Origin of the sequence: Mycobacterium sp. 852014-50255_SCH5639931, assembly GCF_001665605.1 — a bacterium.
Lineage (GTDB): Bacteria > Actinomycetota > Actinomycetes > Mycobacteriales > Mycobacteriaceae > Mycobacterium > Mycobacterium paraffinicum.
The window spans coordinates 53,145-67,013 of sequence record NZ_LZSV01000031.1 but is presented as its reverse complement, the minus strand read 5'-3'; the positions used below and the strand labels follow the sequence as shown (position 1 = coordinate 67,013).

Genomic DNA, 13,869 nt, shown 5'->3' with positions numbered 1-13,869 from the left:
ATAGAACAGTGGAACTGCTTCGCGGAGCCTTGAGGACCTACGCCTGGGGATCGCGTACCGCCTTAGCGGAATTCACCGGGCGTTCGGTTCCGGCCGCCCACCCGGAGGCCGAGCTCTGGTTCGGCGCGCACCCGGGCGACCCGGCCTGGCTGGAAACCGACACAGGCGAGATCTCGTTGATGGACGTGCTGGTCGCCGACCCGGAGGGGCAGCTCGGCCCGGGGGCGCGCGCCCGGTTCGGTGACGTGCTGCCGTTCATGGTCAAGGTCCTCGCGGCCGACGAGCCGCTGTCCCTGCAGGCCCACCCGAGCGCGGCGCAGGCGGCCGAGGGTTACCTGCGTGAGGAGCGGCTGGGCATTCCGCTGTCCTCCCCGGTGCGCAACTACCGCGACACCTCGCACAAACCCGAGTTGCTGGTGGCGCTGCAGCCGTTCGAGGCGCTGGCCGGATTCCGGCAGGCCTCCCGCACCGTCGAGCTGCTGCGGGCCCTGGCCGTCTCCGACCTCGACCCCTTCATCGACTTGCTCAACGACCAGTCCGACGCCGACGGCCTGCGCGCGCTGTTCACCACCTGGATCACCGCACCGCAGCCCGACATCGACGTGCTGGTGCCGGCCGTGTTGGACGGTGCCATCCAGTACATCAGCTCCGGTGCAACGGAATTCGCCGGCGAGGTCAAGACGGTGCTGGAGCTCGGGGAACGCTATCCGGGCGATGCCGGGGTGCTGGCGGCCCTGTTGCTGAACCGCATCACCCTGGCCCCGGGCGAGGCGATCTTTGTGTCGGCCGGCAGCCTGCACACCTACCTGCGGGGTTTCGCCGTCGAGGTCATGGCCAACTCCGACAACGTGTTACGCGGTGGCCTGACCCCCAAGCACGTCGACGTCCCCGAGCTGCTGCGGGTGCTCGACTTCACGCCGACCACCGAGGCGGAGGTGCGGCCCCACATCCGCCGCGAGGGCTTCGGCCTGATCTACGAGACCCCGGCCGACGAGTTCGCGGTCGCGCTGCTGGAACTCGACGGCGACTATCTGGGCCACGAGGTCGACGCCTCGTGCAGCCACGAGGGTCCGCAGATCCTGCTGTGCACGGAGGGCTGCACGACCGTGCACGGCAAGTCCGGGTCGCTGACGCTGCACCGGGGGATGGCCGCCTGGGTGGCGGCCGACGACGCCCCGATCCGGCTGGTCGCGCGCGAGCCCACCAAGCTGTTCAGGGCGACTGTAGGGCTGTAACGGGCCGCCGGTCCTTCGCGGCCTGACGGCGCTCGCCCAGCCACAGCCGCAGGTTGTGCGCGATGGTGCGCCCGACGATGCGCGGCGGCGGAACCATGTAGAGGCTGTCGAGCAGCGAGAAGCGGCGCAAAAACCATTCCGCCAGAACCGGATCGGTTTCGGCGGCCCCCAGGAACTGGTCGAACAGCGCACCGGTGGGCCGCCACCACCAGGGGATGGGCCCCTTGGTGCCGGCGTGGTGGAAGGTGACGTCGCCGATGGCGTTCATCGTCCACACCGGAAAGGTGGTCTTGGCGGTCGCTCGGTTCAATGCGGCGGCGACCTCGTCGTCCGGCAACTGCAGGGCGCGGCGCAGGTGACCCGCCTGCAGCGAGGTCATCGTCATCCCCTGCCCGAAGGTGGGGTTGAAGCTGGCGACGGCGTCGCCGAAGGGGATGATGCCTGCCGGTAAGCGGTCCAGCTTGTCGTAGCGGCGCCACTTGCTGGCCGGGAAGGCGTGGAACGCCGGCTCCCCGATGGGATCGGCCTGCTTCAGCGCCGCGTTGACATGGGTCGGGACCAGCTCTTCGGCCAGTCCCAGCATCTCGGGAAAGGTCTGCGGCGGTTTGACGTTGGCCACCCCGAAGGTGGTCAGCACCCAGGTCCCGTCCTCGTAACACAGCATGCCCAGCCCCAGCGACTTGTCGTGTGAGGCGCCGGCGACCACCACCTTCTCGGCGATCAGGCCTTCGGGGATGCGGAACTGCTGGGTGGCGTAGTAGATGCCGATGTCGAGGAGGTCTTCCCTCGGGCGCTCGTACCCCCACTGCTCCAGCCACACCGGCAGTCGGGTGCCCCGCCCGGCCGAGTCGACGACGAGGTCGGCCGCAACGAATTCCGGGTCCCCGCCGTCGGCGGGATCCAACAGCACCCCGGTCACCCGCTGGTGCGCCGGATCGAACCGCGGTTCGGTCACCGAGCGGCGCACCATCGTGACGTTGTCCGTGTTCTGGACTCGTTTGCGCAACTGCCACTCCAGATGCGGGCGGCTGGGCACGTACGCGGTGAATTCGTCGCGCAGGGTGTGCGCCGTCCCGAGCACGTGGCCCGCGGCGCCGAGGTGGATGCAATCGGGCCTGTTCTCCAGAATCGGCACGCCGGCGGCCACCATGTCTTCCAGCAGCCCGGGGAACAGGCTCTCGAACTCCATTGCGCCGCGGGCCATCAGCATGTGCAGGTGCCGGTCCTGCGGGACCGTCGCCCGGTTCGACGGTGTGCTCGGCAAGTCGTCGCGTTCGTAGACGGTGACGTGTGAATACGCATCCGAGAGCACCCGCGCGGCGCACAGGCCGGCGATGCTGCCCCCGATGACCACCGCATGGTCCCTGGTGTTTGCTTTGGTGTCCGGCATCTCGGCAGAGTACCCAGTACTGTCACGGACCAATGGGTCCCAGTGAATGGGAAAGGGCGGCGGATGGCCAACCGATGGCGCACGAAGTCGGTCGAACAATCGATCGCCGACACCGACGAGCCAGACACCCGGCTACGCAAGGAGCTCACCTGGTTCGACCTGGTCGTTTTCGGGGTCGCTGTGGTGATCGGCGCCGGGATCTTCACGGTGACCGCGTCGACGACCGGCGACATCACCGGCCCGGCGATCTGGATTTCGTTCGTCATCGCGGCGGTCACCTGCGCGCTGGCGGCATTGTGCTACGCCGAGTTCGCCTCGACGCTGCCCGTCGCGGGCAGCGCCTACACCTTCTCGTATGCCACCTTTGGGGAGTTCCTGGCCTGGATCATCGGCTGGAACCTGCTGCTGGAGCTGGCGATCGGCGCGGCGGTCGTGGCCAAGGGTTGGTCGAGCTACCTGGGTAACGTGTTCGGATTCGCCGGCGGCACCACCAGCCTCGGGTCTTTCGATGTGGACTGGGGCGCGCTGCTGATCGTCGCGGGGGTGTCCACCCTGATCGCCCTGGGGACCAAGCTGTCGTCGAGGTTCTCCGCCATCATCACCGGCATCAAGGTGTCGGTGGTGCTGCTGGTGGTCGTCGTCGGCGCCTTCTATATCAAGCGCTCCAACTATTCGCCGTTCATCCCCAAGCCCGAGGCGGGGCGCGAGGCGTCGGGCGTCAACCAGTCGGTGTTGTCGCTGCTGACCGGGGCGCACAGCAGCCACTACGGCTGGTACGGCGTGCTGGCGGGCGCGTCGATCGTGTTCTTCGCGTTCATCGGGTTCGACATCGTCGCGACCATGGCCGAGGAGACCAAGCGTCCCCAGCGCGACGTGCCCCGGGGAATCCTGGCGTCGCTGGCGATCGTGACCGTGCTCTACGTGGCGGTCTCGGTGGTGCTGTCCGGGATGGTCTCCTACACCCAGCTCAAGACCGTCCCCGGCCACAAGCCGGCCAACCTCGCGACGGCGTTCACGGCGAACGGCATCCATTGGGCCAGCAAGATCATCGCGATCGGAGCGCTGGCCGGACTGACCACCGTGGTGATGGTTCTGATGCTCGGCCAATGCCGCGTCCTGTTCGCGATGGCGCGCGACGGTTTGCTGCCGCGGCAGCTGGCGAAGACCGGCTCGCGCGGCACCCCGGTGCGGATCACCGTGCTCGTCGCGCTGGTGGTGGCCGCCACCGCCTCGGTGTTCCCGATCGCCAAGCTCGAGGAGATGGTCAACGTCGGAACGCTGTTCGCGTTCATCCTGGTCTCGGCCGGCGTCATGGTGCTGCGCCGCACCCGACCCGACCTGGAGCGCGGCTTCCGCGCCCCCTGGGTTCCGGTCCTGCCGATCGCCTCGATCTGCGCGTGCGTGTGGCTGATGGTCAACCTCACCGCGCTGACCTGGGTGCGGTTCGGCGTCTGGCTGGTGGTGGGAACCGCGATCTACGCCGGCTACGGATACCGGCACTCGGTGCAGGGCAGCCGGGAGTCGGAGGAGGTCGAAGCGCCCGTGGGTGCCGAACCCGACGCCGTGCCCTAGACCATCTGCTTTACAAAATGGTGTCTGATGTCTAGACACGAGACGCATATGGCGATATTGTCAATCTCCAACGTGGTGTGACTCACAAGGAGGTTTGGCATATGACCACATTGGAACCGCAGGTGACGCCGGAAGCGGCAGAGGCGCCAGTCTGGCGCGACAAGAAGCGGCACTTCTGGCTGATGGGGCTGATCGCGCCGACGGCGTTGTTCGTGATGCTGCCGATCGTCTGGGGGCTCAACAAGCTCGGCTGGCACGCCGCCGCGCAGGCGCCGCTGTGGATCGGGCCGATCCTGCTGTACGTCCTGCTGCCGATCCTCGACCTGCGGTTCGGGCCCGACGGGCAGAATCCGCCCGATGAGGTGATGGAGCAGCTGGAGAATGACAAGTACTACCGCTACTGCACCTATATCTACGTTCCGTTCCAGTACCTCAGCGTGGTCATGGGTGCCTATCTGTTCACCGCTTCGGACCTGCACTGGCTCGGCTTTGACGGCGGGCTGGGCTGGGTGGGCAAGCTGGGCGTGGCGCTGTCGGTCGGCGTGCTCGGCGGCGTCGGCATTAACACCGCCCACGAGATGGGCCACAAGAAGGACGCGCTGGAACGGTGGCTGTCCAAGATCACCCTGGCGCAGACCTGCTACGGCCACTTCTACATCGAGCACAACCGCGGCCACCACGTGCGCGTCTCGACCCCGGAGGACCCGGCGTCGGCCCGCTTCGGTGAGACCTTCTGGGAGTTCTTGCCGCGCAGCGTCTTCGGCAGCCTGAGCTCCTCGCTACGGCTGGAGGCCCAGCGGCTGCGACGGCAGGACAAGAACCCGTGGAACCCGGCGACGTACCTGTCCAACGACGTGCTCAACGCCTGGCTGCTGTCGATCGTGTTGTGGGGTGTGCTGATCGGGTTCTTCGGCCCGGCGCTCATCGGATTCGTGGTCATCCAGGCCGTCTTCGGCTTCAGCCTGCTCGAGGCCGTCAACTACCTGGAGCACTACGGCCTGCTGCGACAGAAGAACGCCAACGGCCGATACGAGCGCTGTGCGCCGGTGCACAGCTGGAACTCCGACCACATCGTCACCAACCTGTTCCTGTACCACCTGCAACGGCACAGCGATCACCACGCCAACCCCACGCGCCGCTACCAGACGCTGCGCAGCATGGAGGGTGCGCCCAACCTGCCGAGCGGGTATGCGTCGATGATCTCGCTGACCTACATCCCGCCGCTGTGGCGCAAGGTGATGGACCACCGGGTGCTGGAGCACTACGACGGCGACATCACCAAGGTCAACATCCACCCGCGGATGCGCGGCAAGGTGCTGGCGCGCTACGGGGCGCCCGCATGATCGCCTACCGCTGCCCGGGTTGCGACTACATCTACGACGAAGCGAAAGGCGCCCCGCGGGAAGGCTTTCCCGCGGGCACGCCCTTCAGTGACATCCCCGACGACTGGTGCTGCCCCGATTGCGCGGTGCGCGAGAAGGCCGACTTCCAGGAGATAGGAGTGAAACAGTGACCGACTACAAGCTCTTCATCTGCGTGCAGTGCGGGTTCGAGTACGACGAGGCTAAGGGCTGGCCGGAAGACGGCATCGCGCCCGGGACCCGCTGGGACGACATCCCGGAGGACTGGAGCTGCCCGGATTGCGGCGCCGCGAAATCCGACTTCGAGATGGTGGAGATCGCCCGTTCGTGATCGTCACGAACACGGTTGAAGAAGCGGAAACGGTCGCGAAAGCAGCTATTGTCGCGCCTGTGAAGCGGATGCCGTACCCCGAGGCGTCGCGCGCCCTGCTGCGCGACTCGGTGCTGGACGCCATGCGCGAGCTGCTGGGCACCCGCGACTGGTCCGCCATCACGCTCTCGGACGTGGCCCGCGCCGCGGGCATCAGCCGGCAGACCATCTACAACGAGTTCGGCTCGCGGCAGGGCCTGGCGCAGGGTTACGCCCTGCGCCTGGCCGATCGCCTGGTCGACGCGGTCGGAGGCGCGATCGACGCCCACGTCGGCAACATCTACGAAGCGTTCCTGCAGGGCTTTCGCGCCTTCTTCGCGGAGTCGGCGGCCGACCCGCTGGTGATCTCGCTGCTGACCGGTGTCGCCAAGCCGGACCTGCTGCAAATCATCACCACCGACAGCGGACCCATCATCACGCGCGCGTCGGAACGGCTGAGTACGGCATTCACCCAAAGCTGGGTGGCCACCAGTGACGAGGACGCCGGCGTGCTCGCGCGCGCCATCGTGCGGCTGGCGATGAGCTACGTGTCGATGCCGCCGGAGGCCGACCACGACGTCGCGGCGGACCTGGCGCGGCTGATGACGCCGTTCGCGGAACGTCACGGCGTCGTCAACGTGCCCTGACGCCTCCTGCCCCCGCGGCCGCCGACTACAGTGGCGCAAGAGCGCATACCTAAGCTAAGTAATCCTCTTGGACCCTAAGCCGCAGAAGGAATGAGATTTATGACGACGACCGAAAGTTCGCTGACCGCCGACGTCCGCAACGGCATCGATTTCAAGGTCGCCGACCTGTCGTTGGCGGACTATGGTCGCCGGGACATCGAGCTCTCCGAGCAGGAGATGCCGGGTCTGATGTCGCTGCGCCGCGAGTACGCCGAAGTGCAACCACTCAAGGGGGCGCGGATCTCGGGCTCGCTGCACATGACGGTGCAGACCGCGGTCCTCATCGAGACCCTCGTCTCCCTGGGCGCGCAGGTGCGGTGGGCGTCGTGCAACATCTTCTCCACCCAGGACCACGCCGCTGCCGCGGTGGTCGTCGGCCCGCACGGCACGCCCGAGGAGCCCAAGGGCGTCCCGGTGTTCGCCTGGAAGGGCGAGACGCTGGAGGAGTACTGGTGGGCGGCCGAGCAGATGCTCACCTGGCCGGACGAGCCGGCCAACATGATCCTCGACGACGGCGGCGACGCCACCATGCTGGTGCTGCGCGGCGCGCAGTACGAGAAGGCGGGTGTGGTGCCCCCGGCGGAGGACGACGACCCCAGCGAGTGGAAGGTCTTCCTGGAGCTGCTGCGCAAGCGCTTCGAGACCGACAAGGACAAGTGGACCAAGATCTCCGAGTCGGTCAAGGGCGTCACCGAGGAGACCACCACCGGCGTGCTGCGCCTGTACCAGTTCGCCGCGGCCGGTGACCTGGCCTTCCCGGCGATCAACGTCAATGACTCGGTGACCAAGTCCAAGTTCGACAACAAGTACGGCTGCCGGCACTCCCTGATCGACGGGATCAACCGCGGCACCGACGTGCTCATCGGCGGCAAGAAGGTGCTGGTCTGCGGCTACGGCGACGTGGGCAAGGGCTGCGCCGAGTCGGTCAAGGGCCAGGGGGCGCGCGTCGTCGTCACCGAGATCGACCCGATCAACGCCCTGCAGGCCCTGATGGAGGGCTACGACGTCGAGACGGTCGAGGACGCGATCGGCGAGGCGGACATCGTCATCACCGCCACCGGTAACAAGGACATCATCACCCTCGACCACATGAAGGCGATGAAAGACTATGCGGTGCTGGGCAACATCGGGCACTTCGACAACGAGATCCAGGTCGCCCAACTGGAGCGCTCGGGCGCGACCAAGACGAACATCCGGCCGCAGGTCGACGTGTGGACGTTCAAAGACAGCGGCAAGTCGATCATTCTGCTCTCCGAGGGGCGGCTGCTGAACCTGGGTAACGCCACCGGCCACCCGTCGTTCGTCATGAGCAACAGCTTCTCCAACCAGGTGATCGCCCAGATCGAGCTGTGGACCAAGAACGACGAGTACGACAACGAGGTCTACCGGCTGCCCAAGCACCTCGACGAGAAGGTGGCCCGTATCCACGTCGAGGCGCTCGGCGGCAAGCTGACCAAGCTCACCAAGGAGCAGGCCGAGTACATCGGCGTCGATGTCGACGGCCCCTACAAGGCCGACCACTACCGCTACTGAGTTGTCGCTCTCGCCGAATGCCCGGCCAGCCGGGGGTTCGGCACCGAGTGCCCGGCCAGCCGGGCGCTCGACGCGCCGATAGGCTGGCGCCGTGCTGATCGCGATCGAAGGGGTTGACGGCGCGGGCAAGCGGACGCTGTCCGACGGCTTGCGCAGGGCCTTCGAGACGGCCGGGAAGTCGGTGGCGATCGTGGCGTTCCCGCGCTACGGGAAATCGGTGACCGCCGACGTCGCGGCCGAGGCCCTGCACGGACAGCACGGCGATCTCGCGTCGTCGGTGTATGCGATGGCGTTGCTGTTCGCGCTCGACCGGGCGGGCGCCGTCGAGGACATCGAGGCCCTGCGCCGCGACCACGACGTGGTCATCATGGATCGCTACGTCGCATCCAACGCGGCCTACAGCGCCGCGCGCCTGCACGAGGACGCGGGCGGGGCTGCGGCCGCCTGGGTGCTCGAGCTGGAGTACCGGCGGCTCGGGCTGCCCGCCCCCGACTGGCAGGTGTTGCTAGCGGTGCCGGCCGAGCTGGCCGGGCAGCGCGCCCGCAGCCGGGCGCAGTCCGACCCGGGCCGGGCGCGCGACAGCTACGAACGCGACCACGAACTGCAGCTGCGCACGGGCGCGGTCTACGCCGAGCTGGCCGCCGCGGGCTGGGGCGGACCCTGGCTGGTCGCCGACGCGGAGGTCGATCCGGACCGGCTGGCCGCCACCCTCATCGGCGCCAAAGAGGTCCCCGCAACCGCCCGGGAGGGCACGCCGGGGGCGTCGAGCACGCGAATTTGACCGAATTTGCCTCCATATTTGCGGCTCGGCGCAAGAAACGCCCGTGTGGCGCGCCGGGTTTGTCCCGATCTGGTGACACCATGGACTTCATGAGGCAAAGGATTTTGGTCGTCGACGACGACGCTTCGCTAGCCGAGATGCTCACCATCGTGTTGCGTGGGGAGGGTTTCGACACCGCGGTCATCGGTGACGGCACCCAGGCCCTGACTGCGGTGCGCGAACTGCGCCCCGATCTGGTGTTGTTGGACCTGATGCTGCCGGGCATGAACGGCATCGACGTCTGTCGCGTGCTGCGCTCCGATTCGGGCGTCCCGATCGTGATGCTCACCGCCAAGACCGACACCGTCGACGTGGTCCTCGGCCTCGAGTCGGGCGCCGACGACTACATCATGAAGCCGTTCAAGCCCAAGGAGCTGGTGGCCCGGGTGCGGGCGCGGCTGCGGCGCAATGACGACGAGCCGGCCGAGATGCTGTCCATCGCCGACGTCGAGATCGACGTGCCGGCGCACAAGGTGACCCGGAACGGCGAGCAGATTTCCCTGACGCCGCTGGAATTCGACCTGCTGGTCGCGTTGGCGCGCAAACCGCGGCAGGTGTTTACTCGTGATGTGCTGCTCGAACAGGTGTGGGGCTACCGTCACCCAGCGGACACCCGCTTGGTGAACGTGCACGTCCAGCGTCTGCGGGCCAAGGTTGAGAAAGACCCTGAGAACCCGACCGTGGTGTTGACCGTTCGAGGAGTGGGTTACAAGGCCGGACCTCCGTGATCCGCGCCGGCGACCATGAACAGCGTCGCGGGGGAGGACGCCTGCGGTGATCTGGGGCTCCCGGCGACGCACTCGGAGCCGTTGGGGGCGCTCCGGCCCCATGACCCGCGGCATGGGTGCGGTGAGTCGAGCCGTTGCCGTTGCGTGGCGCCGGTCATTGCAGCTGCGTGTCGTGGCGCTGACGCTCGGGTTGTCCCTGGCGGTGATCTTGGCGCTCGGCTTCGTCTTGACCAGCCAGGTCACCAATCGGGTTCTCGACGTCAAGGTCAAGGCCGGCATCGAACAGATCGAGCGCGCGCGCACCACCGTCGGCGGGATCGTTAGCGGCGAGGAGACGCGCTCGCTGGACAGCAGCCTGCAGCTGGCCCGCAACACGTTGACGTCCAAGACCGACCCCGCGTCGGGCGCCGGGCTGGCCGGCGCGTTCGACGCGGTGCTGATCGTGCCGGGCGACGGGCCGCGCGCGGCGACCACGGCCGGGCCCGTCGACCAGGTGCCGAATTCCCTGCGCGGCTTCGTCAAGGCCGGGCAGGCGTCGTACCAGTACGCCACCGTGCACACCGACGGCTTCTCCGGTCCGGCGCTGATCATGGGCACGCCGGCGTCGTCCCAGGTGGCCAACCTGGAGCTGTACCTGATCTTCCCGTTGAAGAACGAGCAGGCCACCATCACGCTGGTGCGCGGCACCATGATCACCGGCGGCGCCGTCCTGCTGGTGCTGCTCGCCGGGATCGCGCTGCTGGTCTCGCGCCAGGTGGTGGTGCCGGTGCGATCTGCGTCGCGGATCGCCGAAAGCTTCGCCGAGGGGCACCTGTCCGAACGGATGCCGGTGCGCGGCGAAGACGACATGGCCCGGCTGGCGGTTTCGTTCAACGACATGGCCGAGAGCTTGTCCCGCCAGATCACCCAGCTCGAGGAGTTCGGCAACCTGCAGCGCCGGTTCACCTCCGACGTCAGCCACGAGCTGCGCACCCCGCTGACCACCGTGCGGATGGCCGCCGACCTCATCTATGACCACAGCGCCGACCTCGACCCCACGCTGGCGCGGTCCACCGAGCTGATGGTGAATGAGCTGGACCGGTTCGAGTCGCTGCTCAACGACCTCTTGGAAATCTCCCGGCACGACGCCGGTGTGGCCGAGTTGTCCGTCGAGGCGGTGGATATGCGCACCACCGTGCAGAGCGCGCTCAGCAACGTGGGCCACCTGGCCGAAGAGGCCGGCATCGAGCTGCTCGTCGACCTGCCCGACGAGGAGGTGATCGCCGAGGTCGACACCAGGCGGGTGGAGCGGATCCTGCGAAACCTGATCGCCAACGCCATCGACCACGCGGAACACAAGCCCGTGCAGATCCGGATGGGCGCCGACGAGGACACCGTCGCCGTCACCGTCCGCGACTACGGGGTGGGGCTGCGGCCCGGCGAGGAGAAGCTGGTGTTCAGCCGATTCTGGCGCGCCGACCCGTCGCGGGTGCGCCGGTCCGGCGGCACCGGGCTCGGCCTGGCGATCAGCGTGGAGGATGCGCGCCTGCACCAGGGCCGGCTGGAGGCGTGGGGCGAGCCGGGCGAGGGTTCGTGCTTCCGGCTGACGCTTCCGCTGGTTCGCGGCCACAAGGTCACCACCAGCCCGCTGCCCATGAAGCCCGTTCCGCCGACCGCCGGCACGAATCCGCCGGGGCCGCCAACCGCGAAAGACCGTTCGCGCCAACGTGAACACGCCGAGAGGAGCGGGTGATGCGGCGCCTGCTCGGGTTGTTGCTGGTGGCGGTGCTGCTGGGCGGCTGCGCGGGGGTGCCCAGCTCGTCGGCCCCCCAAGCCATCGGCACCGTCGAACGGCCGGCCCCGTCGAACCTGCCCAAGCCGACGCCCGGCATGGATCCCGACGTGTTGCTGCGCGAATTCCTCAAGGCCACAGCCGATCCCGCGAACCGGCATCTGGCGGCCCGGCAGTTCCTCACCCAGTCGGCATCCAACGCGTGGGACGACGCCGGTAGCGCGCTGCTGATCGACCACGTGGTGTTTGTGGAAACCCGTGCCGCCGAACGGGTTTCGGCGACCATGCGGGCGGACATCCTGGGATCGCTGTCGGACATGGGAGTGTTCGAAACCGCCGAGGGGGTGCTGCCCGACCCGGGCCCGATCGAGTTGGTCAAGACCTCGGGCGGGTGGCGGATCGACCGCCTGCCCAACGGAGTCTTCCTGGACTGGCAGCAGTTTCAGTCCACCTACAAGCGCAACACCCTGTACTTCGCCGACCCGACCGGCAAGACCGTGGTCCCCGATCCGCGCTACGTCGCGGTCGCCGACCACGATCAGTTGGCCACCGAGTTGGTGTCCAAGATGATCGCCGGGCCGCGGCCGGAGATGGCCCACACGGTCCGCAACCTGCTCGCCCCGCCGCTGCGGCTGCGCGGACCGGTGACCCGGGCCGACGGCGGCAAGAACGGGATCGGGCGCGGCTACGGCGGCGCGCGCATCGATCTGGAGAAGCTGTCCACCACCGATCCGCACAGCCGGCAATTGCTTGCCGCGCAGATCATTTGGACACTGGCCAGGGCCGATATCCGGGGGCCCTACGTCATCAACGCCGACGGCGCGCCGCTGGACGACCGGTTCGCCGAGGGGTGGACAACCTCCGATGTCGCCGCCACCGACCCGGGCGTTGCGGATGGCGCGGGCGCCGGATTGCATGCCCTGGTGAACGGCTCGCTGGTCGGCCTGGACGGACAGCGCATCAGCAACGTGCCGGGGGCCTTCGGGCGAATGGGGGATCAGACCGGCGCCGCGCTGTCGCGCAGCGGGCGGCAGGTGGCGTCCGTCGTCACGCTGCACCGCGGCGCGCCCGACGAGGCGGCGTCGCTGTGGATCGGTGACCTCGGCGGCGAAGCGGTCCAGTCCGCCGACGGGCACAGCCTGTCGCGGCCGAGTTGGTCATTGGACGACGCGGTGTGGGTGGTGGTGGACGGCAACAACGTGCTGCGCGCGATCCAGGAGCCGGCGTCGGGGCAACCCGCCCGCATCCCGGTCGATTCCGTCGCGGTGTCCACCCGGTTCCCGGGGCCGATCACCGACCTGCAGCTGTCCCGCGACAGCGCGCGCGCCGCGATGGTGATCGGCGGCCAGGTGATCCTGGCCAGCGTCGAGCAGACCCAGGCCGGCCAGTACGCGCTGACCTACCCGCGGCGGCTCGGCTTCGGGTTGGGCAACTCGGTGGTGTCGCTGTCCTGGCGAACCGGCGACGACATCGTGGTGACCCGGACCGACGCCAGCCATCCGGTGTCGTACGTCAACCTCGACGGGGTGAACTCCGACGCGCCCGCCCGGGGCCTGCAGATGCCGGTGATCACGGTCGCGGCCAACCCGTCCACGGTCTACGTGGGCGCTCCCCAAGGGGTGCTGCAGTATTCGGCGTCGGCGGCCGAAAGCCAGCAGGGCTGGTCGGAGGTGCCGGGGTTGACGGTGTTCGGCGCGGCGCCGGTGCTGCCGGGCTAGTTGCGGCCCGACGCCAGAACACCGCAGCCGCCCGGGTTGTCGGTCCAGCCCGCGACACTGGCCCCATGCTCGACCTCATCCTGCCGCTGCAGTGCGGCGGCTGCGGGGCGCCGTCGACCCGCTGGTGTGACGCGTGCACGCACGAGCTGGCGGTGGCCGCGGACCAACCGCACGTGGTGAACCCCCGGATCGACCCGCAGGTGCCGGTGTTCGCCCTCGGCCGCTACGCCGGCGCGCGCCGGCAAGCGATCCTGGCGCTCAAGGAGCAGGGCCGCGCCGATCTCGTCGGGCCGTTGGCGGTTGCGCTGGCCACCGGCGTGCACCGGCTGCTGTCGTGGGGAATCGTGCAGACCCCGCTGACCGTCGTGCCGGCGCCGACGCGTCGTTCGGCGGCGCGCAGGCGCGGCGGCGACCCGGTCACCCGGCTGGCGCGCGCCGCGGTGGCCGGCCACCCGGCCATCGCCGTCGCCACTGCGCTGCGGATGCGGGCCCTGGTTCGCGACTCGGTGGGCCTGGGCACGGCCGCCCGTGAGCGCAACGTCGCGGGCCGGGTGCTGCTGCACGGAACACGGCCGCGCACCGAGGTCTTGATCGTCGACGACATCGTCACCACCGGGGCGACGGCACGCGAGTCGGTGCGAGTGCTGGACGCCGCCGGCGTCCGGGTGACCGCCGTGCTGGCGCTCGCGGTCGCGTGAGGCTGTGC

13 protein-coding genes are annotated in these 13,869 nt (G+C 68.6%); 12 read left to right on the top strand and 1 reads right to left on the bottom strand.

Going from position 1 to position 13,869, the window contains the following annotated elements; all coding sequences use genetic code 11:
• Window positions 1-8 precede the first annotated feature (8 nt).
• On the top strand, window positions 9-1,235 hold the full coding sequence (manA, locus tag A5758_RS17885) for a mannose-6-phosphate isomerase, class I (protein WP_067205343.1): 1,227 nt from the start codon (window positions 9-11) through the stop codon (window positions 1,233-1,235).
• Here the strand turns inward: manA and A5758_RS17880 are convergent.
• Window positions 1,213-2,589 carry an NAD(P)/FAD-dependent oxidoreductase gene (locus A5758_RS17880; RefSeq protein ID WP_156622694.1) on the bottom strand — a complete coding sequence of 459 codons (1,377 nt, stop codon included), beginning with the start codon at window positions 2,587-2,589 and terminating at the stop codon, window positions 1,213-1,215. The genes manA and A5758_RS17880 overlap by 23 nt on opposite strands.
• A 99-nt stretch (window positions 2,590-2,688) precedes the next feature.
• Between A5758_RS17880 and A5758_RS17875 the strand changes: the two genes are divergently transcribed.
• The 11 genes from A5758_RS17875 to A5758_RS17825 all read left to right on the top strand — a co-directional run bounded on the left by A5758_RS17875 (window position 2,689) and on the right by A5758_RS17825 (window position 13,861).
• On the top strand, window positions 2,689-4,197 hold the full coding sequence (locus tag A5758_RS17875; protein ID WP_067742631.1) for an APC family permease: 1,509 nt from the start codon (window positions 2,689-2,691) through the stop codon (window positions 4,195-4,197).
• A gap of 101 nt (window positions 4,198-4,298) precedes the next feature.
• The gene (locus tag A5758_RS17870) at window positions 4,299-5,540 is read left to right on the top strand and encodes an alkane 1-monooxygenase (protein ID WP_067742628.1); all 1,242 of its coding nucleotides are present in this window, start codon (window positions 4,299-4,301) and stop codon (window positions 5,538-5,540) included.
• A complete protein-coding gene (locus A5758_RS17865) occupies window positions 5,537-5,710 on the top strand; it encodes a rubredoxin (RefSeq protein WP_067742621.1) in 174 nt (57 codons plus the stop codon). The genes A5758_RS17870 and A5758_RS17865 overlap by 4 nt, the downstream gene beginning before the upstream one ends.
• Window positions 5,707-5,889 (top strand): rubredoxin, encoded by a 183-nt coding sequence (locus tag A5758_RS17860; RefSeq protein ID WP_066956259.1) that lies wholly within the window; start codon window positions 5,707-5,709, stop codon window positions 5,887-5,889. Before A5758_RS17865 ends, A5758_RS17860 begins: the two co-directional genes overlap by 4 nt.
• 68 nt (window positions 5,890-5,957) lie before the next feature.
• Complete coding sequence (locus A5758_RS17855) at window positions 5,958-6,554, top strand: TetR family transcriptional regulator (RefSeq protein WP_156622693.1); 597 nt, start codon at window positions 5,958-5,960, stop codon at window positions 6,552-6,554.
• A 99-nt stretch (window positions 6,555-6,653) separates the two neighbouring features.
• Window positions 6,654-8,126 (top strand): adenosylhomocysteinase, encoded by a 1,473-nt coding sequence (ahcY, locus tag A5758_RS17850; RefSeq protein WP_067205360.1) that lies wholly within the window; start codon window positions 6,654-6,656, stop codon window positions 8,124-8,126.
• Window positions 8,127-8,217: 91 nt separating this feature from the next.
• Entirely contained in the window at window positions 8,218-8,907 is a 690-nt protein-coding gene (locus tag A5758_RS17845; protein WP_067205363.1) for a dTMP kinase, read from the top strand.
• Window positions 8,908-8,987: 80 nt separating this feature from the next.
• Window positions 8,988-9,674, top strand: coding sequence for a two-component system response regulator MtrA (gene mtrA, locus A5758_RS17840; RefSeq protein WP_067205366.1), 687 nt, complete (start codon window positions 8,988-8,990; stop codon window positions 9,672-9,674).
• Between the two features lie 46 nt (window positions 9,675-9,720).
• On the top strand, window positions 9,721-11,406 hold the full coding sequence (mtrB, locus tag A5758_RS17835; RefSeq protein WP_082939307.1) for an MtrAB system histidine kinase MtrB: 1,686 nt from the start codon (window positions 9,721-9,723) through the stop codon (window positions 11,404-11,406).
• Window positions 11,406-13,163: an MtrAB system accessory lipoprotein LpqB gene (lpqB, locus tag A5758_RS17830; RefSeq protein WP_197503797.1), complete on the top strand. Its 1,758-nt coding sequence runs from the start codon at window positions 11,406-11,408 to the stop codon at window positions 13,161-13,163. The genes mtrB and lpqB overlap by 1 nt, the downstream gene beginning before the upstream one ends.
• Before the next feature lie 65 nt (window positions 13,164-13,228).
• Complete coding sequence (locus A5758_RS17825) at window positions 13,229-13,861, top strand: ComF family protein (protein WP_067205376.1); 633 nt, start codon at window positions 13,229-13,231, stop codon at window positions 13,859-13,861.
• Window positions 13,862-13,869: the final 8 nt, after the last annotated feature.

Bases quoted from the DNA above. Each gene is read 5' to 3' on its own strand.
- A5758_RS17875 (WP_067742631.1), top strand. From the start codon at position 2,689: ATGGCCAACCGATGGCGCACGAAGTCGGTCGAACAATCGATCGCCGAC.
- A5758_RS17870 (WP_067742628.1), top strand. From the start codon at position 4,299: ATGACCACATTGGAACCGCAGGTGACGCCGGAAGCGGCAGAGGCGCCA.
- A5758_RS17865 (WP_067742621.1), top strand. From the start codon at position 5,537: ATGATCGCCTACCGCTGCCCGGGTTGCGACTACATCTACGACGAAGCG.
- A5758_RS17855 (WP_156622693.1), top strand. From the start codon at position 5,958: ATGCCGTACCCCGAGGCGTCGCGCGCCCTGCTGCGCGACTCGGTGCTG.
- ahcY (WP_067205360.1), top strand. From the start codon at position 6,654: ATGACGACGACCGAAAGTTCGCTGACCGCCGACGTCCGCAACGGCATC.
- mtrA (WP_067205366.1), top strand. From the start codon at position 8,988: ATGGACTTCATGAGGCAAAGGATTTTGGTCGTCGACGACGACGCTTCG.
- lpqB (WP_197503797.1), top strand. From the start codon at position 11,406: ATGCGGCGCCTGCTCGGGTTGTTGCTGGTGGCGGTGCTGCTGGGCGGC.
- A5758_RS17825 (WP_067205376.1), top strand. From the start codon at position 13,229: ATGCTCGACCTCATCCTGCCGCTGCAGTGCGGCGGCTGCGGGGCGCCG.